Genomic DNA, 21,651 nt, shown 5'->3' on the forward strand with positions numbered 1-21,651 from the left:
CTGGTTCAGGCCGCAGAACAGGGAATCATCACTCACAATTTCAGCATGACACAGGTGGGATGCACCTCACCCGTGACCCTGGCCGGAACTCTCCTTCTTCTAAACGCCGAAGTCCTGGCAGTCACCACCCTGATTCAGTTGATCAACCCCGGGCTCGCAACCCTTTACTGCTCGGTGCCCGGACTGACCGACATGATGACCGGCCGGTTTGTGACAGGTGGGATCGAATACGCCCTGCTCAACGCCGGGGCTACCCAGATGGCCCGGCATTACCATATGCCTAACTGGGCAACGGCTGGACGAACAGACTCGAAGATACCGGACGCTCAGGCCGGCTATGAACACGCTCTAACTGTCCCCTATGTCGCCCTTTCCGGGGCAACCCACGTGAGTTGCGGCGCAGGGTTTCTCGATTTTGTTCTCACGGTGAGTTTCGAACAGTACGTGATCGATAACGAGATCATAGGGATGGTCAAGCGGATGCGGAGAGGCCTTGAGTTCAATCAGGAGACCGCAGCCCTTGAGATCATCAAGCGAGTCGGCCCTGGCGGCAATTTCATGGCTGAGGAACATACCGTCCGGTACATGAGAGAAGAGCTGTTTCAGCCGATCCTGAGCGATCGGCTGCAAAGGGAAACGTGGCTTGCTCAAGGAGGCAAGGATGCCCGAGAGCGGGCCCGTGACCTGGCCAGGGACTTGATCAGGAACCATGCTGCACAGGGGCTCACACCTGATCAACAAGATGATATAATTAATACTATTGATGGGATAGTCAGTGACCCCGGCTAGATGAAAAGACTCGAGAAAGCGGTCGGATGAGAGAGCCGCAAACTGGCAGTGGGAGAGTTTCTATTGTCTGAGGCCGTCAGGCCGAGTATAGGAGGTCGAGTGGAGCGAGACTTAGAACGGACGAGAAAGCTCGTTCAGAGAGCGGAACGGGCGTTTTCCAGTGACGATTAATCAAACACTCGGATCTTTCGCTTACCCCGCCTCAATCGGCCATCCAAAAGGAGTCTTCGGCCCGCAGGGGCTGAGCGGTACGGGATGATGATTGACCAACCAGAGAGGCAGGTACCTGAGAACGCGACCGGGGGCGTTTATCTCAGGTCTCTTACCAAGCGCTTCGGAAGGGTCCTGGCTGTTGACAACCTAACCCTCCACGTCAGGGAGGGGGAGCTCTTGACTCTCCTGGGCCCGAGCGGTTCAGGGAAAACCACGACCCTCATGCTCATAGCCGGATTTGAACTACCTACATCGGGTGAGATCTTTATCCGCGGAAAGAACATCCTTCTAGTTCCTCCCTTTAAGAGAAACATCGGCATGGTCTTTCAAAACTACGCCCTCTTCCCACACATGACGGTTTTCGACAACATAGCCTTTCCTTTACAGATGCGTAAGATCGGCAAGAAGGACACAGAGGAGAAGGTCTCGAGAGTGCTCGAACTCGTCAAGCTCCCGGGATTCGAAAACCGATACCCCAGGCAACTCAGCGGCGGACAGCAGCAGCGTGTAGCCCTTGCGCGGGCTCTTGTCTACGATCCCCCCCTGCTGCTGATGGATGAGCCTCTTGGAGCCCTCGACAAAAAGCTGCGGGAATACATGCAGATCGAGATCAGAAACCTCCAGAGGGAGTTGAAGATCACGAGCATCTATGTGACTCACGATCAGCAAGAAGCGCTGACCATGTCCGACCGGATCGCGGTTTTCAACGAAGGCAGAATCCAACAGGTGGGAACACCCGACGAACTCTACGAACGACCGATCAGCCGGTTTGTGGCCGATTTTATCGGGGAGTCCAATTTTATCCGGGGAAGGATAAGCAGGCTCGATGGAGAATCCGGGGTCATGGCAACAGCGGATGGAATCGATATTCCGTGCCCGCTTTTGCCGGGATTTCAGCTCCATCAAGAGGTAGAGCTTACCATCCGGCCGGAGAAAATCAAGTTCGCCGACACCTCAGAACACCTGGGTGTGGTGCTCGAGGGTTTGGTGGAGGAGCGGATCTATGTAGGCGAAATTGTTAGATACCGAATCAAGATTTCCGAGAACCAGACCATCGATCTCAAACAGCAGATCAGCCACGGGGTGAAACCCTTCAACAAGGGGGATCGTGTCTGCGTGGGATGGAGTCTTGAAGACTCCAAAATCCTCTAAAAAACAAAGAGGGAAAGGGGGTGAATTTGCTCTAACTCAGAAGGATCCCATGTTTTTGGAAAATATGGAAAGGAGGGTACCAATGAAGATTCGATGCTCTTGGGTCTGTGTGATCTTGGCCTTTGTCGCCGTGTTGGTTCTAACTAATTCGGGTTATGCTGCTCAGAGGAAACTCGTAATCGTGGGATGGGGTGGTGCCTGGGAGGAGGGTATCAAGAAGGCCTTTGCCGATCCCTTTGAGAAAGAGACAGGTATCAGGGTGATTTTCACTGGGCCCATCGACTTCGGCAAGATGAAGGCCATGGTGGAAAGCGGAAAAGTTGAGTGGGACGTCCTACAGGCTGGTGACTTCCGGATTCTCCCCGCTGCCAAGGCCGGTCTGCTGGAGCCGATCGATTACAGCATCGTGGACAAGAGTGTGCTATTCCCGGGTGCGGCCCGTGAATACGGGTGTGGCGGAGAGTACGAGGCCATGGTACTTGGATACAGGACAGATACCTACAAGGACAAAACCCCAAAGGGGTGGAAGGACTTCTGGGATGTGAAGAGATTCCCGGGCCCCCGATCCCTTTACAAGGGGGTTTTCTATACCCTGGAGGCGGCACTGCTCGCCGATGGAGTCCCACCGGATAAGCTCTATCCTCTGGACGAGGATCGTGCCTTCGCCTCCTTGGACCGGATCAAGCCCCATGTGACCGTCTGGTGGAGAATGGGTTCGCAATCCCAGGCACTGCTCAAGGATCACGAGGTGGACATGATCTCCGCCTGGAACGGTCGGGTTGCTAAGCTCATCCATCGAGGAGATCCAGTGGCTATTAGTTGGGAACAGGCCCTGTTCGTTCAGTCGGCCTGGGCTGTGGTAAAGAACGCCCCCCACAAGAAGGAGGCCATGGAGTTCATCAACTTCGCCGGACGAGCAAAGAACCAGGCCGTCATGGCCGAGCACATCTACTACGGCCCGACAAATCCTGAAGCCTTGAAATACATCCCGGAAAAAGTCGCCAGATGGATGCCCAGCTACCCTGAGAATTTCAAGAAAAGCATAGAGCTTAGCGGCCGTTATTGGGAAAAGAACCGGGATCGACTCACCGAGAAATTCGAAGCTTGGCTGATGAAATGACGGGTCCGGGCCGATCCGAGGAGACAAGGGTCGGCCCGTTATTCAAGAAAGGCGGGTCAAGAGCCGAAGGGAGGGAGTAAGCCTCAGCCGTGAACAAAAGGAGACAGAGCATTGTTCCAAAGATGGGCACTTGGATCGTGCGGTACCGGTGGATACCCCTACTCCCCCTGTTGGCATATCTCGTTGTTTTCTTCGTTCTTCCCATGTCAAAGGCCTTTTATGGAAGCCTATGGGACCCCCATTTTACCCTGGCACATTACTCGCATTTCTTCAGGCAGCCCGTCTATCTCAAGGTGATAATCAATTCCTTCAAGATCGCCCTAATGGTGACGCTTTTTTCTCTCCTCCTGGGCTATCCGTATGCCTATCTCCTTTCGAGCGTCTCCGAAAGAACGGCCAGCAAACTCCTGGTCTTTGTCCTTCTCCCCTTCTGGATAAGCCTTCTTGTAAGAAACTATGCATGGATGGTCCTTCTCGGAAGAAACGGTGTCTTCAATACGATTCTCCTGAGTACGGGGTTGGTCTCCAAACCCATAAAACTCCTCTACAGCTCCCGTGGTGTCGATATCGCCATGGTTCATATTATGCTGCCCTATATGATCCTGTCCCTTTACGCCGTCATGAAAGGCATCGACCGGAACCTCCTCAAGGCGGCCCAGAGTTTGGGAGCCAACCGTCTTCGAACCTTTGTCCGGATCTTTCTTCCACTTTCTCTCCCTGGAGTCGGAGGAGGATGCCTGATGGTCTTCATAATGGCCATCGGCTTTTTCATCACACCGGCCCTCCTTGGAGGTCCAAAGGACACTATGATCGCTCAACTCATTGAACAGAACGTGACCCTTTTGCTCAACTGGGGATTCGCCTTTGCAGCCTCCTTTGTCCTGCTTTTGCTCACCGTGTTGATCCTGCTGGTCTACAACCGCTTTCTCGGTCTGGATAGATTGTGGGGAGGGACAGGGGACTAGGATGGATCTCCGGCCTTCACAGGTTGCGAAAACCTACGGCTCCGGAACGGATTGGGCTTCGCTGAGCCTTTATGTGGTCTGCGGGCTGGTTGCATTCTATCTGATTCTCCCAATCCTGGTCGTCTTCCCCATGTCCTTCTCCTCTGCGGAGTTCCTCACCTTCCCTCCTCCTGGGTTTTCCTTGAAGTGGTTCCTCCGTTACTTTGGAGATCCTTCGTGGATAGGGCCGACCATAGTGAGTCTACAAGTAGCTGCCATGGCCATGATCCTCAGTACGGTTCTGGGAACCCTCGCGGCCATGGCGCTTGTCCGTGCTCGAATAGCGGGCAGGGCGATAATCCACACCTTCATCCTCTTCCCCATGATCATTCCTGTTATCATCATTTCCATCGCCCTTTACAGCTTCTTCACGAAGATCGGCCTCCGAGGTACCAGGATCGGGCTTGTTGTGGGCCATTCCCTCCTCTGTATCCCCTTTGTGGTTCTCACCGTTTCTGCTTCTCTCAAGGGGTTTGACGAAACCCTCGAGAAGGCGGCAATGATCTGCGGGGCCAGCCGGCTGAAGACCTTCGCCAGAATAACATTCCCCATGATCCGCCCGGGACTCATCTCCGGAGCCCTGTTTGCCTTCATCGTCTCCTTTGATGAGATCGTGATCTCCATGTTCATCTGTGGCATTGACACCAAAACCCTTCCTCTGAAGATGTGGGAGGGGATCAGAATGGAAATCAACCCGGTCATTCCGGCCGTTTCCACGTTACTTATCTGTTTCTCAATGGTTCTCCTGGTTTCTGTGGAGATACTCCGTCGGCGGCTGCAGTCAAGAATCGCAAGGGCTTGATGAACCAATCTCACAAAGGTATGACCTCCCCGTGGAAAAGAGACTCGATTTTCGATCAATTGCCCTCTTGCTACTGCTGACCGTCCTGTGGGGGGCATCATTTCCGGCCATGAAAATGGCCCTCCACGGGTTCCCACCTGTTTTCCTGGGGACCTTCAGGTTCCTCCTCGCAGGGATTCTGGCTACCTTCTATGGCCTGCTACGAGGGGAACGTCTGGCCCTTCAGAGCAGGACAAGCCCCTTTCTCCTCTTTCTCTACGGCGTTTCCCTCGCCGCTGAAATCGTCCTGCTCCTCATCGGAATCGACCATACCTCTGCCAACCGAGCCTCCATACTCTTCAACACGGCTCCCTTCTGGGTCTTGTCTCTAGCCATCTTCCTTCTTCCCCGTGAGCGCCTCCCACTCAACAAGTGGATCGGCAGCGGACTGGCCTTCACGGGCGTTGTGCTCCTCTTTGTCGGACCTCGGAGCACAAGCGGGCCTTCGGGATTACTGGGGGACATTCTGGTTCTGGCAGCCTCGGGTGTATGGGGGATCAGGATCATACTTCTGAAGTTCTTTCCCGTGGCCATAGGGGTTACTACGATTCAGGTCTGGCAGTTTTTTGTCACAGGAATTCTGCTTGGCCTTCTCGGTCTTTCGGTGGAAAGGGTTTCGGATATACATCTAAGCCTGCCGGTCTTGGTTGCTTTTCTCTATGTGGCGATGGTCGCCAATGCCTTTGGCTTCATGCTCTGGACCTACCTCGTCCAGAAGGAGATGGCCACCCGGGTAGCTCCTTTCATGTTTCTCACCCCGGTCTTTGGAGTCCTGACGAGTGCGGCCTGGCTTAAAGAGGCGCTGACCGGAACCCTCCTGGTAAGCCTTGCCCTCGTAGGGGCGGGAATATTCGTGGTGAACCGGCAGGAGGTGGCCGGCATGGATGCCGGGGGGATCGAGCCCGGCTAGGAGGGAAACTTTCAGCAGGATCAGAACCCGTGTTTCCCCGCCTGAAAAGTGGGAAACCAGAGGTGAGATCCGTGCCTCGACAGGCTCAGTAACACGATTTGAGGACATGGATGAAAGATAGAGAGAGATTCGTAAGATCGATTTTCACTCGGCTCCCGCCGAGCTACCATCTTCTCAACGGGCTGCTCAGCTTCGGGTGGGATCTCTGTCGGGGACGCCTCACCGTGCGGAGGCTCCTCGAGAACAAAGGGGGACTCTTTCTCGACACGGTTACAGGCACCTGTGAGGGGACACGTGAGTTGCTGGGGGCCGATGATACAGCACGGGTCCTCGCGATAGATTTTAGCTCTTCCATGTTGGTCAGAGGAAAGGCCAAGATCGCCCGCCTTTTCCAGACAGACCGTGCCCAGTTCGCCCTTGCCGATGGCCTCTATCTTCCCTCTAGGGGAGAAGCCTTTGACGGTATCATGATCGCGTTTGTCATACGGAACATTGAACAGCGCGGGAAGGCCTTGCAGGAGGCTGCAGCGGTCCTGAAGCCTGGAGGACTGCTGGCGATCCTGGAATTCACGGTGCCGGACGATCACTGGTTTTGGTCCATCTACCGGTTCTATCTCAGGGGTGTCCTCCCCCGCCTAGGGGATCCCCTTTCGCACAACAGGAGCGCCTATCAGTACCTTTCCGACTCGATTATGGGTTTCCCGAGACCCAAGGCCTTTCTGAAGGCCGTGGAGCGGGCCGGTTTTACGGCGGTCCACTACTGTCCTCTGACACTTGGAATCGTCGGGGTCTACACCGGAATGCAACACTGAGCCACAAAACAAACCACTGGAGGAGAAAATGGGAAAGGAGAACTATCGATTCGACACGCTCGCCGTCCATGCAGGTGAGGCCATTGATCCGGTTACAGGAGCCACAATCACTCCCCTCTATCAGACTGCGGCCTTCGGCTATTCCACCGTCGACCACTGGTATCGTGTGGCCACAGAGAAAGAGGCCGGCTTTATCTATTCCAGGAATCGGAACCCAACCCAGGTGGTGGCAGAGGAGAAGATTGCCGCCCTGGAGGGTGCAGAGCGGGCCCTTGTCTTTTCGTCAGGTATGGCCGCCATCACGACTACCCTTCTCTCTCTCCTCTCAAGTGGCGACCATGTAGTCTCGGTCAAGGACTCCTATGGAGGGACCTACCTGATTTTCACGACCCTCCTGCCCAGGTTCGGTGTGGGAGTGGATCTCGTTGAGACGACCGATCCCCGGGCAATTGAAGGAGCCGTAGGCAAGAGAACCAAGGTGGTCTATCTCGAGACACCGACGAACCCTACTCTCAAGGTGATCGACCTGGAGAGGATCTCCGGGTTTTGCCAGGAGCGCAAGATCTGTCTCATCGTGGACAACACCCTGGCCACCCCCTTCAACCAGCAGCCCCTCGGTTTTGGTGCCACCCTGGTGATTCACAGCGCCACCAAGTACCTGGCAGGACATGGAGACGTGGTCTGCGGCGCCGTGGCCGGGCCCTCGGGGCTGATCGAAGAGATCGACCGGTTGCGGGGGATCACCGGGCCATCCCTCGATCCCCATGGGGCGTGGCTTCTTATCCGGGGAATGAAGACCCTGGCTCTCAGGTTGGACCGGCAGAACCGTAACGCCCTTGAGGTGGCCCGGTTTCTGGAGAACCATCCCAAGGTGGTGCGGGTATTTTACCCGGGCCTCGAGAGCCATCCCCAGCACGCCGTTGCGAAGAGGCAGATGAAGGGCTTCGGGGGGATGCTAAGCTTCGAACTCACGGGTGACTACGCTTCCACCAAGCGCTTCCTCGACAGCCTGAGAATCCCCCATCGGGCGGCCAATCTCGGTTCAGTGGAGAGCCTTGTCGGGCCTCCCTCGACGACCTCTCACGTTGAATGCACAGCCGAGGAGAGACAAGCAGCAGGCATACCGGAAACCCTGGTGAGGTATGCTCCGGGCATCGAGGATGCGGATGATCTGATAGCCGATCTTGACCAGAGCCTCGAGCAGATCGGTTAGTCGCAGCCATGCAATGGCCGTGGATCGAAGACGGGAAACGACGTTTCTCAGGACGTTCACGGCTGAGGAGGATATCCCGATGAGTGACTTTTACAAGTACCACGGCTTAGGGAACGATTATCTTGTGGTGGACCCTGCCAAGTTCAACCTCGAGGTCACGGCCGAATCGGTCAGACTCATCTGCGACAGAAACCGCGGTGTCGGGTCGGACGGGATCCTTTACGGCCCCCTGATAGACGAAGACGGCTCCATCTCTGTCAGGATATACAACCCTGATGGCAGCGAGGCGGAGAAGAGCGGCAACGGGCTCCGGATCTTCTCCAGGTACCTCCACGAGGCCGGGTACGTTAGCTCACAGGATTTCGAGATCAACACCCAGGGAGGCAGGGTCTCCGTCCATCTCGACTCTCCAGATGCAAGGCTCATGACGGTAAGCATGGGGAGACTGACCTTCCGCAGTCGAGAGATCCCTGTGAGGGGCCCGGAGAGGGAGGTCCTCGAGGAACCCCTGGAAGTCAACGGCCGGAAGCTCGAGATCTCAGCCGCTTCCATCGGAAACCCCCATTGCGTCGTCCTCTGCGACCGGGTGGACCGTAACCTCGCCCACCAACTGGGCCCTCTTTTGGAGAGACACCCCCTCTTCCCCCGGAGGACCAACGTCCAGTTCATGGAGATCCTCGACCGCCGGAACATCAAGATCGAGATATGGGAACGGGGAGCAGGCTATACCCTGGCATCAGGCAGCAGCAGTTGCGCGGCCGCCGGGGTTGCGTACAGGCTCGGCCGTTGCGACCCGGAGATCCAGGTCCACATGCCCGGTGGAACCCTGCATGTCTTCCTGTCGCCGGACTTCTCGGTGAGAATGAGGGGCGAGGTCTCGGCTGTTTTCGAGGGCCGCTTTGCCGATGAGATCCGTACAAGGCTCGTCCCCGGCCAGGGAGATCGGCTTCACTGAATGCCGGGCGTCTTCTCCACGGAGACCTTCCTGGCGATCCGTCTCTTCCAAACCAGAGCCAGGAGGCCGGCCGGGCCTGACAGCACGTAGATGGCAAAGATAGAGAAGAGAGTGACCTCCGGCTCTGCCACCACGATAATAAGGCAGAGGATGAGCACCACCAGTGTTCTGAAAGGCTTTCTTCGAAACAGGTCCAGTCCCTTTATGCTGAAGTAGCGGAGGTTGCTTACCATGAGGAAGGCGAGAAAATAGATCATCAAGAGAATCGAGACCTGCGCGGGTTTGTCCGGGAATCCGAGGCGGTGGTGGAGGAGAACCGTCAAGGCGATCATACACGCCGCCGCCGGGATTGGCAGACCCGTAAAAAACTTGCTTTCCAAAGAGACGGCCTGCACGTTGAACCTCGCCAGCCGCAGCGCCCCACAGGCCAGAAATAGAAAGGCAGCCAGCCAGCCGACCCTCCCGTAAGGTTTGAGAGCCCATGAGAACACCAGCAGGGCCGGAGCCAGGCCAAAAGAGACGAGGTCTGCCAGCGAATCGAACTCGATCCCGAAACGGCTGTTGGCCCCGGCAAGGCGAGCTATCTTGCCGTCGAGTACGTCAAATACTCCGGCCGCCAGGATGGCGATGGAAGCTTGCAGAAAACGGCCACTGAAGGTGGCCACAGTGGCAAAAAAACCGCAAAAGAGATTCCCCGATGTGAAGAGGTTGGGCAGGATGTAAACCCCCCGCAGCCTCCTCCGCCTCCCCGTGGGATCCTGCTTCTTCATAGAATCATCCCCAGTATGGATTCCCCTGCCCTGACCCTTTCTCCGGGTTTCACGACAGTTTCGATCCCTTCCGGCATGTAGACATCCAGGCGCGAACCGAAACGGATCATCCCGAAGATCTGCCCCTTCTCCAGCAATTCCCCCTTCTCCGGGTAACAGACGATCCTCCTGGCAACAAAACCGGCAATCTGGATAAAGAGGACTCTCAGGCCGTCCCTGCCCCTGATAACCAGGGCGTTCTGCTCGTTTTCCATGGACGACTTTTCCCTGTTGGCCAGATGGAACTTACCGGGGTTGTACTCCTTCTCTTCCACGATTCCGGATATAGGGGACCGGTTGATGTGCACATCGAAAAGAGACATAAAAATACTCACCTTCGTGGTTTCTCCGCCAAAGAACCTCTCTTCCCTGCATCTTCTAACCTGAAGGACCCGGCCGTCGGCCGGTGACAGAACCACGCGGTCAGATGGAGGAATCGCCCTCTTCGGGTTTCTGAAAAAATAGACGACAAAGACCGTGAGAAGACAAAGGCAGACAGAGGCGTAGAGCCACCTGCTCCACACCGAAAGAGCCGTGGCTGCAACCATGGGAGCAATAAAAGGCAACCCCTCCACCGCAATCGGCAATCTCTTGGTCGCTGTCATATACCCCGGGGAATCCTCGATCGTGTCGACTCACTTATACTCGGTTTTCCGGAAAAATTCAAACTCGATTTTTCTCATACAGGGTCACCACGAGTCCCCGGACCCAAGGGATAATGGTACCCTCCCTACAAGGCAAGACTCTGCCTAACCGTCCTCCTGATGGGAAGCCAGGATCCTCTGCATCTCGTCTTTGAGCATCAACTTCCTCTTCTTGATCTTCTTGACCTCCAATTCCTCCTGGGGCGCAAGAAAGGGCTTGGTTTCCAGACGCTCGAGTCGATCCTCCAACTCGGCGTGCCGCTCTTTCATTGTCCGGAACGCCTGGTTCTCTCGAATTAGTCTGCTCACGAGAGTCTCTTCCTTTTCTCCCATCTCCATCTACCCCCTATCTGTTTTGCTTCCCCCTTCCTTCTTCATACCGTATTTCCGCCTCTGACCGCCGAACATAACGGGGCACGAAGGTGGCAAGATCCAGAGTCTTACCTCTGGCGAGAAGGCTCACCCCCATCCGCGCCACCACGCTCCCGCGGACATAGCCGAGTTCAGGACCGGCAAAAGAGGCCTGCTGGCCGAGCTCCCTCTTCAAGAAACCCCCATAGACCTCAAGGCCTTCACCCAAGAACGTCACAGGTCCATGGATCTTCTCAACGAGAGCCCTCGGCGAGACAGCCATGTCTTCTGTCAGCCTCTTGACCCTGTGGGAAAAATCCACCCGAAACAGGGCAGCATAGACCTCCTTCTTCCTGGCATCGAGGATGGGACAGACCTCCCCCGCCGCATTGGAGACGTTCAGGGCGAGGGCTTCCAGGGTGGAGACTCCCGCAACGGGAAGACCCATGGCAAAGGCGAGGCCCTTGGCCGTACTGATCCCGATTCTCAACCCGGTGAATGAGCCTGGGCCCAGGGTTACCGAGAGTCCCTCCACTTCAGACAACGGCACCCCGGCATCCGTGAGGAGGCGGTCGATGCTGGTCATGAGCCTTTCCGCATGGGTGATGGGGAGGTTGAGGGAGTACTCACCCACTACCCTGTCGGAATCCACAAGACCCACACTGCCAAAAGGAGTGGATGTACTTATTCCGAGAACCTTCATAGGAAAGACCGGGGTTCTCCTGGCACCAGCCCGCTCTTGCAGCTGACAAGCCCTCGCGGCATATCCGGGCGGTTTCCGGATAGCCGGAGCACCTCGCCGGGATCCCATCCGGACCGCACATCTCGGTCACCAGCCAGAGGGCCGCACACCACCGGCAAGGGATCAGGGGAACCCGAGAAACATCTTGACCAGATCATTGTAGAACACGACAATCATCAGGATGATCAGAATCGTAAACCCTATCTTGTACGCCATCTCCTGGCTCTTCGGGCTGACAGGCCTGCCGATGACCGACTCGATCAGGAGAAAGCCGAGATGGCCCCCATCCAGTACCGGGATGGGAAGAACATTCAATATCGCCAGATTGAGGCTCAGAAAAGCTACAAACTGCAGAAGAGAGGCAAGACCCGAATGAGCTGCCTGGCCGGCGTACCGAACGATGGTAATCGGGCCTCCCAGGTGTCGAATCGAGAGCTTTCCTGACAGGAATTTGCCCAGGACGGAAAAGGTCAACCCAGTCAACCGCACGAGTTCACGACTGCCCTTGTCCAGAGCCGCAAGAAAGCCGTATCGCCTTTCTATCACCTCCATATCGGGGAAACCGGGCAGAAAGCTCACCCCCACCTTGCCCAGCTTGGTCTCGGGGTCGGCTACGGGTTTCACGGCCAGCACGAGCGTCTCTTTGCCCCGCCGGATCTCAAAGGAGAGCTCCTCGCCCGGGCTCTCTTCGATGAGTCTTCTCATGGCAGCGTAGTCCTGCCGGGAGATGCCGTTGATGGAGATGACAATATCACCCGGTCGCATGCCCGCGCGATCGGCCGGTCTTCCCTTTACAACTTCTTTGATCACCATCTTGGGAACGTCAGGCTGAAATCCGGCCATTCCAGCTCCGGTGTTTCGGTCGGCCCGTGGAACGAGCGTTGCGGACATAGCCCGCCCGTTGCGCTCGAAAGCCACCTCCAACTCCTCATTCGGGCTGGTGATCACCGCATTGATCAACGACTCCCAATCCTTGACAGGAACCCCGTTGATCGAAAGGACAAGGTCCCCCGGCGCAAACCCGGCCTCCTCTGCCGGTGAATCCGGTTCAACCCACCCGATGCGGGGCGGTGATGTGAAGTAGCCCGGCTGTGGGACCCCTATCATGAAAACCAGGGGCAGGAAAAGACCTGCGAGGAGGAAATTCATGACAGGCCCGGCCACCACCACACAGGCCCGACGAATAATCGATTGAGCGGTAAAGGAGCGGTGCACTTCTGTTTCAGGCACGTTCTCGTCCGGGGATTCCCCGAGAAGCTTTACATAACCCCCCAAAGGGATCAGAGCAATTTGATACTCCGTCTCTCCCCGTCTCCAGCCCACCACCTTCTTGCCGAAGCCGATCGAGAATCTCAGAACCCCGATCCCCAGCACCTTGGCAACAAGAAAGTGACCGAGTTCATGGATGAAAACCAGCACTCCCAGGACGATGATCCCGACAAAGAGGTTGTAACCGAACATTGTTTATATCCCTTCGTGCCAGCCGGATATCCTTAGTTTAGAAAAAAGCGCGATCTTCGAGTCCCGTCCCTCCCTTGCCAGGACGCCAGCCTGCCGGAACCGGGCCGCTCAAGCCATTCGTCGGGAGGAGATATCCCGGTGCCTCAGGCCAGAAACCCTGATACCACAGAGAGAGGCCGGGAGAAAGAAACTCCGCTGCTCCGTGAGTCTTGAAAAAAGCCGACGACTATCATCATACTCCTTTTTCGGCCTCTCGGCCAACCCGGCCCGCGTCCCTTTATCAAATCTTCTGGAGAGAAAAACAATCGATCAGCCCCTCTCTCTCAGCACTTCTTCTGCCCGTTGCCTGGCCCATTGGTCGGCCTTCAACACGTCCTCCAATGTCTGAACCTCCCGAACCTCGTGGGATTCCATGACCGACTCAACCAACTTCGGAATTCCTGTAAACTTCAGATCACCGTTGAGATAGGCACTCACGGCAAATTCGTTCGCAGCATTGAGGACGGCGGGCATAGTCTCTCCAACGGCCAGGGCCCGAATCGCGAGTTCCAGAGCCGGGAATCGAGCCCGATCCGGAGCAAGAAACCTGAGGCTCCCGATACGGGGCAGATCGAGGGAGGGCAGGCCCACTTCCAACCTATCAGGATAGGAAAGAGCATAGGCTATGGGGATACGCATATCGGCCACCCCCAGCTGGGCCAGAATCGATCCGTCAACATACTCCACCATGGAGTGAACCGCGCTCTCCGGGTGAATCAGGACATCGATCTTTTCCACAGGCAGATCGAAGAGCCAGTGAGCCTCCATGATTTCCAGCCCCTTGTTCATCAGGGTGGCTGAGTCGATGGTTACCTTTCTCCCCATCTTCCAGCGGGGATGCTTGAGGGCCTGCTCAGGGGTGACATCACAGAGTCTCTCGATGGGATAGTCGAGAAAGGGTCCTCCCGATGCGGTCAGTATGATACGGCGAACGTCCCCCTTTTGGTGACCCACCATGGATTGAAAAATGGCACAGTGCTCGCTGTCAATGGGAAGAATATCGACGCCCCTTCTCCTGGCTTCGCCCATCACGACCTTCCCACCCATTACCAGGGTCTCCTTGTTGGCCAGGGCAACCGTCTTTCCGGCACTTACGGCCGACAGCGTGGGCACAAGGCCCACGGCTCCGACAAGAGCCGAGACCACCAGATCCGCTTCTTCAAGAGTCGCGACCCGGATCAGCCCCTCAGGGCCGTAAACGATCTCAGGGGGATCATCGAGATCGGCGGAGAGTCGATCGGCAAGCCTCTCGGTCATAACCGACACAAGGCGGGGCTTAAACCGATGAATCTGCTCTTTCAGCAGCTCGATATTCCTGCCTGCACCGAGGCCGAGCACCTGGAATCTATGGCTGAACTTCTCGGCGATACTAAGTGTCTGAATGCCGATGGACCCGGTGGAACCCAAGATCGAGAGCCTCTTCATCCCTTCCCACCCACCTCCTCCCTCATGCATCCGGAATCCAATCCGGCCTTTGCTGACCCGGCGTTGTAAGGTCGGAAAAAGCCTGGACTCCATGCCTTTCTACCCGAGAATCCACTGTACATAGTAGTAGAGAAAAGGAGCCGAAAGAAGAAGACTGTCCAGTCTGTCAAGCACACCCCCATGACCGGGAATCAGATGGCTCGAGTCCTTTACACGAGCCGACCTCTTGATCATAGATTCCCCGAAGTCTCCGACCTGCCCGATCATCAGTATGAAAGAACCAAGAGTCACCGTGTCGGATAAGGCCAGGCATCTGAGAAAGAAAAGCCTGAAGAGGACGGCGGCGGCGACCGATCCGGCAAGACCCCCAAGAAGCCCTTCCAGGGTCTTGTTCGGGCTTATCCGAGGCCAGAGTCTATGCCTCCCCACCAGGGTTCCGCTGAAGTAGGCACAGGTGTCGCCCGCCCACACGGTGACAAGGAGAAAAAGGACCCACTGCAAGCCCATGGGCCTGCCTCTCAAAAGGACGATATAGGAGAGCAGGAAACCCACATACACGTTACCCAAAAGCATGACCGCCATGCGGGATGTCGCACCGGCGAGCTCTCCAGGCGTGACCATAAGAAGCAGAAAGAGCACCAGGACAACCAGTGCAAGAACCGCCACAACCGCCCCCTCCCGACCAAGAAAGGCGGCAAGGGGGAAAAGCAGACCGAGCCCGATGCCGAGGATCCTCTGGGAGGGGAGGCTCTCAGGCAAGGTGAGTCTGTAGAACTCGACAAGGCCCAACCCTGTGGCGAGAAGAATCAGGAAGAGGAGTCCCGCCTCCTGGCCGAAACCGATGATCAAGGCAACCAGAGGCGCGCCCACCAGGGCTGTCAGTATCCTCTTGAGAATCGCCCTTACCTCCCCTTCCTTTACGGAGACCCGCTCCGCTCCTCTCCGGTCTCCCAGGCCGCCCCTTCCGCCTCCCGGTCAAAGGGCTCAAGTCAGTTGCTCGCTTGTCAGGCCGAAGCGCCTCTCCCTGGACTGGTAATCCAGTATCGCTTCGACCAGCTCCTCCCTTCCAAAATCGGGCCAGAGGGTCTCTGTGACATAGATCTCCGTGTAGGCCATCTGCCAGAGCAGGAAGTTGCTTATCCTATACTCCCCACTGGTACGGATGAGAAGATCAGGGTCGGGAAGGTCTTTTGTCCAGAGATGGGACGCAAAGGAATCGATGCCCACATCTTCCCTGGTGATCTCTTTTTTCTCCAAAGCAGAGACGATGGACGTCACGGCATGGATAATCTCCGCTCGCCCGCCGTAACTCAAAGCAAGTGTCAGGGTCATCCCCTGGCAGTGGCGAGTAGCCTTCATAGTCTCCATGAGCCGCCCATAGACTCGAGGCGGAAGGGTTTCCAACTCTCCGATGGCATTGAGACGGATATCGTTCTCCAGCATCTCTTCGAGCTCGTCCATGAGATACTGGAAGAGGAGATCCATAAGAGCCCTTACCTCCTCTTCGGGGCGCTTCCAGTTCTCCATGGAAAAGGCGTAGAGGGTGAGGTACTTGATGCCCATTTCACGGCAAGCCGTCACAACGGTCCGCACCGAATCGACCCCTTTCATGTGCCCGTTGATCCGACTGAGTGATTTCCTCTTGGCCCAGCGGCCATTACCATCCATGATGATCGCCACATGCCGCGGTAGCCTGTTGGGATCCAGATCCCCTCTCCTAAGATCGGCCATGGCTCCAATCCTTCTGAATTAACATCCGAAAATAACACACCAAATCACGTTTTTCAAGGCACTTCAGGCGGACATATCCCCCTTCCCGCGGACTACGAAAAAGGCAGATCCCCCTCCTGGACGGACCTGCCGACAAAACCACCACTCACTCCTGGGAGCCGCTCTCTCCGTGTCAAATTTCGAGGATCTCTTTCTCCTTGAGATCGAGGATCCGATCCACCTTCCCTATGAATTCGCTGGTGAGCTCCTGAACCTCCTCCAGCCTCCGGTGGAGTTCATCCTGGGATATGGCCTTCTCTTTTTCCAGGGATCTGTACCATTCGTTGGCCTCCCTCCGGATATTCCTTATGGCGATCTTCCCCTCCTCGCCTTTTTTCCTGACCAGCTTTACCAGGTCTCTCCTTCTCTCCTCGGTCAGTTTGGGAATGGTTATCCTGATAACCTTTCCGTCATTGACAGGAGTGAGACCGAGTTCCGACTTGAGGATGGCTTTTTCTATCTCCCCGATGATACTCGCATCCCAGGGCTTGATGGTGATCAGGCGGCTTTCAGGAATCGCCATGCTGGCCACCTGATTCAGAGGTGTCGGAGTTCCGTAGTAGTCGACCCGGATGCCGTCGAAAAGGGCTAGAGACGCCCTTCCGGTCCGGATCTTGTCCAGGTCGTGCTGAAATGCGGCCAGCGTCTTGGCCATTTTCTCCCTGAATTCTTTCAACTCGTCAGCGTCCATGGTCCTATCCCCTGATGAGGGTACCCACCTTCCTGCCGAGGACCGCCCCCTTAATATTCCCCCTTGCCGTAGAGTCGAAGACCACTATGGGCAACCCGTTGTCGCGGCAGAGGCAGATGGATGTCGAATCCATGACTTTCAGGTTCCGCTCCAAGACCTCCCCGTAGGTCAAGACATCGAACTTTCGAGCCTCAGGGAATCTTGCAGGATCAGCATCATAGACCCCGTCCACCTTGGTCCCCTTCATGATCACACGAGCCCCAACCTCCAAGGCCCGCAGGACAGCCGCCGTATCTGTCGTGAAAAACGGGTTACCGGTCCCGCCGGCGAAAACAACGACACGCCGCTTTTCCAGATGTCTCACGGCCCGCCTGCCAACAAAGGGTTCAACCACACTCTCCATCCTGATCGCGGACTGGACACGAGCCGCAACGCCTCTCTTTTCCAGGGCATCCTGGAGAGCCAGGCTGTTCATGACCGTGGCCAGCATACCCATCTGATCAGCCACCACACGGTCAACCCCGGTGCCTGCTGCGGGAACACCCCGGAGTATATTCCCGCCCCCCACCACGATGCCCAACTCCACACCGAGATCGTGGACCTCCTTTATCTCCTCAACAAGGTCTCGAACCGATTCGGGATGAATCCCAAACCGCTCCGTCCCACCAAGGATCTCCCCACTGATCTTCAGCAGAACTCTTCTGTATGCGATCTCTTCCAAGGACTTCACTCACCAGCCTGACCTTCACCGAGTTGGAAGCGGGCAAACCTCCGAATCGATATGTTCTCTCCCACCTGTGAGATCACCCCGTTGAGAACCTCCCGGAAGGTCATGTCAGGGTCTCTTATGAAAGGCTGATCGAGGAGACAAACCTCTGAGAAGAACTTCTCCATCCGTCCTTCCACGATCCGGTCGATCACCTTCTCCGGCTTACCCGACTCCACCGCCTGAGTCCTGAGAATCTGCCTCTCCTTTTCGATGACCTCTGCCGGCACCTGACCCCGCTCTACGTACGTGGGACTCGCCGCGGCGATCTGCATCGCCGTATCTTTGACGAGATTCTGAAACTCCACTGTCCTGGCAACAAAGTCCGTTTCACAATTAACCTCGACAAGGACCCCGATTCTCCCACCAGCGTGGATGTAAGACCCTACCAGGCCTTCTCTCGTCGCTCTCCCTGATCGCTTGGCCGCTCGGGCCAATCCCTTCTCCCTCAGCCTGTCGATGGCCTTTTCCAGATTTCCCTCGGTCTCCTCCAGGGCCCTCTTGCAATCCATGATGCCTGCACCGGTCCGCTGCCGGAGTTCCTTCACAAGGTTTCCGTCGACCATTTCTCCGTCTCCTATTCCTCCTCCGTGAGGCTTGCAGCCGGGGCCTTTGCTGCTTCTTCCTCCGCCGCAGGCGGGCTCACCCTGTCCTCAGATTCTCCCTCTCTATGGGGAAACCCCTCAACTTCCACGTCTTCCCCTGGTATGGCCTGCCCCTCCTCACCGGGGGGCGGAGGGGAAGGCTCTTTTTCCATCTCCTGCTGTAACTGCTTCTCATACTCCTGCCGTCCCTCGATAACCGCATCGGCCATTCGCGAAGACAGCAGCCGAATCGCCCTTATGGCATCATCATTGCCCGGGATGGGGTAGGTGACCTCCTCGGGGTTGCAATTGCTGTCCACGATCCCCACCGAAGGGATGCCGAGTTTTCTGGTCTCATTGACGGCTATCCGCTCCTTCTTCGTATCGACGATGAAAACGGCCCCTGGAAGGCGATCCATCATTTTTATGCCACCCAGGGATTTCTCCAGTCGGATTCTCTCCTTCTCGAGTTGCATGATCTCCTTCTTGGGGAGGAGATTGTAAATCTCCTCGTTTCTCATCTTCTCAAGGCGGTTCAAGCGGTCGATGCTCTTGCGAATGGTCTGGTAGTTGGTAAGCATCCCTCCCAGCCAGCGGTGGTTTACGTAGAACATATTGCAACGGGTGGCTTCCTCCCGGATCGATTCTTGGGCCTGTTTTTTTGTTCCAACGAAGAGAACATGCTCCCCCTTTGCAGCAGTATCCCTGATAAACCGGTACGCCTCCTTGAACATTTGGACCGTCTTTTGCAGATCGATGATGTAGATGCCGTCGCGGGCACCAAAGATATATGGTTTCATCTTGGGATCCCACCGCCTGGTCTCGTGACCAAAATGGACGCCCGCCTCCAGAAGCTCTTTCATCGTTATGTTGACCATGTTCCCTCCAGTATTCTCCTTTCTGTCCCTCTGCAACAAAGAATGCCGACTTTCTATGAAGAATTATTTCGTAGGCTTAGCCTCCTTGAAGTAACACAAACCCGATCTTTTTTCAAGAGCCAAATCCCGAGAAGTTTCCAGGGAAAAGAGACCTAGGGTTTATCGAAGACATCTCTCATACACCTGGGGACGATGAAAGCCCCCCGATGGACTTCACTGTCGTAGTAGTACGTCTCTATCCGCTCCACGGACGTGCCAGAGGGGTTGAAATCCGCAAGCGGATCCACCCCCTTTGAACAGAAGGCAAAGCTCCAGAGCGTACCTGGGTAGAAGGGAACCGGGGCAAGATAGGTGCGGACAATGGGGAAGACCTCCCGGAGCTTTGGATAGAGATCCTTGATGATGTCCTGGTCGAAGAAGGGAGACTCCGTCTGAGTCGTCACGATCCCCCCACTCCTCAGGGCTGAGAAGACATGGCGGTAGAATGTTTCTTCATACAGAGAGGCACCCACCCCGATGGGGTCCGTGGAATCCACCACGATCACGTCGTAGGCTTCCCTGGCACCTTGGACAAAGAGGGTTCCATCCTCGATGTGGATGTGGACCCTTGGATCGTCCAACCCGCAACTCACCTCGGGAAAATAACGCCGGGTGACCTCGATCACCCTCTGGTCGATTTCAACCAGATCGACTCGACCGACGGGATGCTTCAGGACTTCCCGGACCACACCCCCGTCTCCTCCTCCAACGACGAGGAGGCTTTCAACCCGGGGATGAACGCACATGGGTACATGGGCAAGCATCTCATGGTAGATGAACTCGTCCTTTTCAGCCAGATTGATAGCTCCGTCCAGTGCCATGACGCGACCGAACTGATCGGTGTCGAAGACCTCGATCCGTTGAAAAGGCGTCTCCTCGGAGAGAATCCTTCTCCTTACTCGAACCATCTGCCCCACCTGGTCTCTCACTTTTTCCTGGAACCACTCTTCTTCCTTCATGAGCCCCTCTCCTCCATGCTGCCCGACAACCCGCGGCCCCCTTCCAGGGGGTCTGAAGAAAAAAGCCGATAGACTCCTCTTCCCCCAGGGATACCGGCCTCCCTTCCTCTCCTCCTGGATGAGGAAAAGAGTCAAGACGGCGGACTCTCCCTCCCGCGGGACACCTCCGGCCTTGCAAACCCGGCCCCTGGTCCGCTTGGATCACGCCCCGAGGCGGGGTTACAGTTCCCCTTTCCAAAGGCGTCGATCTTCCAGATGGCAAGCCCTTGTCTCTTGGAGGGTTGAACTGTTGCTCTGCAAGCCACCCCTTGAAGTGGAGTGGGCCAGTCCTAAGAGGAATAAGCGGACGCTCCTATGCTTCGAGCCTCGAGAATATCGGCTGGCCAGCACAGGGAACTCGAAAACGGCACTTTCCAGAAAGCACTTTCTGGCCGCTTCCGGTATCAGAGGTGCTTCCCTGCGGTGCGCCCCACTCTCACGGCGGTCGGCCCATAATCGGCCCCCGACCCCACCACCGTGGATTCACCCCTCAGTATCTCTTTCGTCGAGGTTGATTGGGGTTTCAGCCCCTTCTTCAAGAACTCATACGCCTTCCACGGGTCCACCGTCTCACCGCAGGTAAAAAGATCAACAGCTGCATAGCCGTATTCCGGCCAGGTATGAATGGCTAGATGGGACTCTGCAATGACCACGACACCACTCACGCCGTGGGGATTGAATCGGTGGAAAATACTGTCCACTATGGAAGCCCCGCTGACCAGCGCCGCCTCATCCAGCAGACTCTTGATCCTCCCCACATCATTGAGGATGCCATGGTCACATCCATTAAACTCGATCAACAGATGATACCCCAGTGCCCTCACTGTCCATACCCCCTTTCGCCGGACCTCTCCCCTCAGAAGGCGGGAGGAGCCGTAATCCAGAATATCACCGCATCAGAAGGGCCCATATTCTCGATGAAATGGTCCCGGTCAGCCGTAAAATAGAAGCACTCCCCTTCCCTCGCCCGATGGGCCCTCTTGCCGAAATGGATCGCCACCCTCCCTTTAAGCACGTACCCGAGTTCCTCTCCTGGATGTGCCTCCTCCCTTTCCGTGCTCTCCCTCGGACCGAGAGTAAGAATGGCGGGCTCCATGAGCCGATTGGTGGAACCCGGTATCGGGAGAAAAAAACCCTTCACTCCATTCCGTTTTTGTAAATCCACCCGGTCCTTTACCCGGTATACGATTCTCTCCTTCTCAATATCCCCGAAGAAATCAGAGGCTTTCTCTCCGAGAGCCTCGAGGATCTGGATGAGACTATCCAGAGAGATGGATGTCAGATCCCTTTCAACCTGAGAGATGAAACCCTTTGTCAGTCCAGCCCTCTCTGCCAGCTCTTCCTGCGTCAGTTCCCGCTGCTGGCGGAGGCTTCGGATCTTCGATCCTATTTTCATGCAGGGAGTTTATTTAAAGCGTGTCAAAAGTTTAATAAAATAAACCCAG

At 56.2% G+C, this 21,651-nt stretch carries 24 protein-coding genes; 9 read left to right on the forward strand and 15 right to left on the reverse strand.

What is annotated here, in order from left to right; all coding sequences use genetic code 11:
• From JRJ26_17555 to JRJ26_17595, 9 genes are all read left to right on the forward strand, one after another.
• Positions 1-789 (forward strand): trimethylamine methyltransferase family protein (locus JRJ26_17555; protein ID MBW2059297.1); only part of this gene is annotated, 789 nt, incomplete at its 5' end.
• A 255-nt stretch (positions 790-1,044) separates the two neighbouring features.
• The gene (locus JRJ26_17560; protein MBW2059298.1) at positions 1,045-2,154 is read left to right on the forward strand and encodes an ABC transporter ATP-binding protein; all 1,110 of its coding nucleotides are present in this window, start codon (positions 1,045-1,047) and stop codon (positions 2,152-2,154) included.
• Between the two features lie 82 nt (positions 2,155-2,236).
• On the forward strand, positions 2,237-3,274 hold the full coding sequence (locus tag JRJ26_17565; GenBank protein MBW2059299.1) for an ABC transporter substrate-binding protein: 1,038 nt from the start codon (positions 2,237-2,239) through the stop codon (positions 3,272-3,274).
• Between the two features lie 89 nt (positions 3,275-3,363).
• On the forward strand, positions 3,364-4,239 hold the full coding sequence (locus JRJ26_17570; GenBank protein MBW2059300.1) for an ABC transporter permease: 876 nt from the start codon (positions 3,364-3,366) through the stop codon (positions 4,237-4,239).
• Position 4,240: 1 nt separating this feature from the next.
• The gene (locus tag JRJ26_17575) at positions 4,241-5,080 is read left to right on the forward strand and encodes an ABC transporter permease (protein ID MBW2059301.1); all 840 of its coding nucleotides are present in this window, start codon (positions 4,241-4,243) and stop codon (positions 5,078-5,080) included.
• Between the two features lie 31 nt (positions 5,081-5,111).
• Positions 5,112-6,029: a DMT family transporter gene (locus tag JRJ26_17580; protein MBW2059302.1), complete on the forward strand. Its 918-nt coding sequence runs from the start codon at positions 5,112-5,114 to the stop codon at positions 6,027-6,029.
• A 110-nt stretch (positions 6,030-6,139) separates the two neighbouring features.
• Entirely contained in the window at positions 6,140-6,841 is a 702-nt protein-coding gene (locus tag JRJ26_17585) for a ubiquinone/menaquinone biosynthesis methyltransferase (GenBank protein ID MBW2059303.1), read from the forward strand.
• Between the two features lie 28 nt (positions 6,842-6,869).
• Entirely contained in the window at positions 6,870-8,054 is a 1,185-nt protein-coding gene (locus JRJ26_17590; protein MBW2059304.1) for an aminotransferase class I/II-fold pyridoxal phosphate-dependent enzyme, read from the forward strand.
• A gap of 79 nt (positions 8,055-8,133) precedes the next feature.
• Complete coding sequence (locus JRJ26_17595; protein MBW2059305.1) at positions 8,134-9,009, forward strand: diaminopimelate epimerase; 876 nt, start codon at positions 8,134-8,136, stop codon at positions 9,007-9,009.
• On the opposite strand, the gene pssA is transcribed toward JRJ26_17595, so the two are convergent.
• The 15 genes from pssA to JRJ26_17670 form a co-directional block, all read right to left on the reverse strand.
• Positions 9,003-9,779 (reverse strand): CDP-diacylglycerol--serine O-phosphatidyltransferase, encoded by a 777-nt coding sequence (pssA, locus tag JRJ26_17600; protein ID MBW2059306.1) that lies wholly within the window; start codon positions 9,777-9,779, stop codon positions 9,003-9,005. The genes JRJ26_17595 and pssA overlap by 7 nt on opposite strands.
• On the reverse strand, positions 9,776-10,423 hold the full coding sequence (locus JRJ26_17605; GenBank protein MBW2059307.1) for a phosphatidylserine decarboxylase family protein: 648 nt from the start codon (positions 10,421-10,423) through the stop codon (positions 9,776-9,778). The genes pssA and JRJ26_17605 overlap by 4 nt, the downstream gene beginning before the upstream one ends.
• Before the next feature lie 144 nt (positions 10,424-10,567).
• Entirely contained in the window at positions 10,568-10,795 is a 228-nt protein-coding gene (locus JRJ26_17610; GenBank protein ID MBW2059308.1) for a YdcH family protein, read from the reverse strand.
• A gap of 13 nt (positions 10,796-10,808) precedes the next feature.
• Positions 10,809-11,516 carry a tRNA (adenosine(37)-N6)-threonylcarbamoyltransferase complex dimerization subunit type 1 TsaB gene (gene tsaB / locus JRJ26_17615; GenBank protein MBW2059309.1) on the reverse strand — a complete coding sequence of 236 codons (708 nt, stop codon included), beginning with the start codon at positions 11,514-11,516 and terminating at the stop codon, positions 10,809-10,811.
• A gap of 162 nt (positions 11,517-11,678) precedes the next feature.
• On the reverse strand, positions 11,679-13,016 hold the full coding sequence (gene rseP / locus JRJ26_17620; protein ID MBW2059310.1) for an RIP metalloprotease RseP: 1,338 nt from the start codon (positions 13,014-13,016) through the stop codon (positions 11,679-11,681).
• A gap of 309 nt (positions 13,017-13,325) precedes the next feature.
• Positions 13,326-14,480, reverse strand: a complete 1,155-nt coding sequence (locus JRJ26_17625; protein MBW2059311.1) for a 1-deoxy-D-xylulose-5-phosphate reductoisomerase — start codon at positions 14,478-14,480, stop codon at positions 13,326-13,328.
• Between the two features lie 99 nt (positions 14,481-14,579).
• Complete coding sequence (locus JRJ26_17630) at positions 14,580-15,350, reverse strand: phosphatidate cytidylyltransferase (GenBank protein ID MBW2059312.1); 771 nt, start codon at positions 15,348-15,350, stop codon at positions 14,580-14,582.
• Positions 15,351-15,464: 114 nt separating this feature from the next.
• Positions 15,465-16,187: an isoprenyl transferase gene (locus JRJ26_17635; protein MBW2059313.1), complete on the reverse strand. Its 723-nt coding sequence runs from the start codon at positions 16,185-16,187 to the stop codon at positions 15,465-15,467.
• 196 nt (positions 16,188-16,383) lie between these two features.
• A complete protein-coding gene (frr, locus tag JRJ26_17640) occupies positions 16,384-16,941 on the reverse strand; it encodes a ribosome recycling factor (GenBank protein ID MBW2059314.1) in 558 nt (185 codons plus the stop codon).
• A gap of 4 nt (positions 16,942-16,945) precedes the next feature.
• Positions 16,946-17,662, reverse strand: coding sequence for a UMP kinase (locus JRJ26_17645; GenBank protein ID MBW2059315.1), 717 nt, complete (start codon positions 17,660-17,662; stop codon positions 16,946-16,948).
• Positions 17,663-17,667: 5 nt separating this feature from the next.
• Complete coding sequence (tsf, locus tag JRJ26_17650; protein MBW2059316.1) at positions 17,668-18,273, reverse strand: translation elongation factor Ts; 606 nt, start codon at positions 18,271-18,273, stop codon at positions 17,668-17,670.
• Between the two features lie 11 nt (positions 18,274-18,284).
• Entirely contained in the window at positions 18,285-19,169 is an 885-nt protein-coding gene (gene rpsB, locus JRJ26_17655; GenBank protein MBW2059317.1) for a 30S ribosomal protein S2, read from the reverse strand.
• Positions 19,170-19,321: 152 nt separating this feature from the next.
• Entirely contained in the window at positions 19,322-20,167 is an 846-nt protein-coding gene (gene speE, locus JRJ26_17660; GenBank protein ID MBW2059318.1) for a polyamine aminopropyltransferase, read from the reverse strand.
• A gap of 443 nt (positions 20,168-20,610) precedes the next feature.
• Complete coding sequence (gene speD / locus JRJ26_17665; protein ID MBW2059319.1) at positions 20,611-21,030, reverse strand: adenosylmethionine decarboxylase; 420 nt, start codon at positions 21,028-21,030, stop codon at positions 20,611-20,613.
• Positions 21,031-21,062: 32 nt separating this feature from the next.
• A complete protein-coding gene (locus tag JRJ26_17670; GenBank protein ID MBW2059320.1) occupies positions 21,063-21,602 on the reverse strand; it encodes a cupin domain-containing protein in 540 nt (179 codons plus the stop codon).
• Between the last annotated feature and the right edge of the window lie 49 nt (positions 21,603-21,651).

The organism is Deltaproteobacteria bacterium, assembly GCA_019308905.1.
Classification (GTDB): domain Bacteria; phylum Desulfobacterota; class BSN033; order WVXP01; family WVXP01; genus JAFDHF01.

Excerpts from the sequence above, each read along its gene's own strand:
- JRJ26_17560 (MBW2059298.1), top strand. The coding sequence starts at position 1,045 with ATGATGATTGACCAACCAGAGAGGCAGGTACCTGAGAACGCGACCGGG.
- JRJ26_17565 (MBW2059299.1), top strand. The coding sequence starts at position 2,237 with ATGAAGATTCGATGCTCTTGGGTCTGTGTGATCTTGGCCTTTGTCGCC.
- JRJ26_17575 (MBW2059301.1), top strand. The coding sequence starts at position 4,241 with ATGGATCTCCGGCCTTCACAGGTTGCGAAAACCTACGGCTCCGGAACG.
- JRJ26_17585 (MBW2059303.1), top strand. The coding sequence starts at position 6,140 with ATGAAAGATAGAGAGAGATTCGTAAGATCGATTTTCACTCGGCTCCCG.
- JRJ26_17590 (MBW2059304.1), top strand. The coding sequence starts at position 6,870 with ATGGGAAAGGAGAACTATCGATTCGACACGCTCGCCGTCCATGCAGGT.
- JRJ26_17595 (MBW2059305.1), top strand. The coding sequence starts at position 8,134 with ATGAGTGACTTTTACAAGTACCACGGCTTAGGGAACGATTATCTTGTG.
- pssA (MBW2059306.1), bottom strand. The coding sequence starts at position 9,779 with ATGAAGAAGCAGGATCCCACGGGGAGGCGGAGGAGGCTGCGGGGGGTT.
- JRJ26_17605 (MBW2059307.1), bottom strand. The coding sequence starts at position 10,423 with ATGACAGCGACCAAGAGATTGCCGATTGCGGTGGAGGGGTTGCCTTTT.
- JRJ26_17610 (MBW2059308.1), bottom strand. The coding sequence starts at position 10,795 with ATGGGAGAAAAGGAAGAGACTCTCGTGAGCAGACTAATTCGAGAGAAC.
- tsaB (MBW2059309.1), bottom strand. The coding sequence starts at position 11,516 with ATGAAGGTTCTCGGAATAAGTACATCCACTCCTTTTGGCAGTGTGGGT.
- rseP (MBW2059310.1), bottom strand. The coding sequence starts at position 13,016 with ATGTTCGGTTACAACCTCTTTGTCGGGATCATCGTCCTGGGAGTGCTG.
- JRJ26_17625 (MBW2059311.1), bottom strand. The coding sequence starts at position 14,480 with ATGAAGAGGCTCTCGATCTTGGGTTCCACCGGGTCCATCGGCATTCAG.
- frr (MBW2059314.1), bottom strand. The coding sequence starts at position 16,941 with ATGGACGCTGACGAGTTGAAAGAATTCAGGGAGAAAATGGCCAAGACG.
- tsf (MBW2059316.1), bottom strand. The coding sequence starts at position 18,273 with ATGGTCGACGGAAACCTTGTGAAGGAACTCCGGCAGCGGACCGGTGCA.
- rpsB (MBW2059317.1), bottom strand. The coding sequence starts at position 19,169 with ATGGTCAACATAACGATGAAAGAGCTTCTGGAGGCGGGCGTCCATTTT.
- speE (MBW2059318.1), bottom strand. The coding sequence starts at position 20,167 with ATGAAGGAAGAAGAGTGGTTCCAGGAAAAAGTGAGAGACCAGGTGGGG.
- JRJ26_17670 (MBW2059320.1), bottom strand. The coding sequence starts at position 21,602 with ATGAAAATAGGATCGAAGATCCGAAGCCTCCGCCAGCAGCGGGAACTG.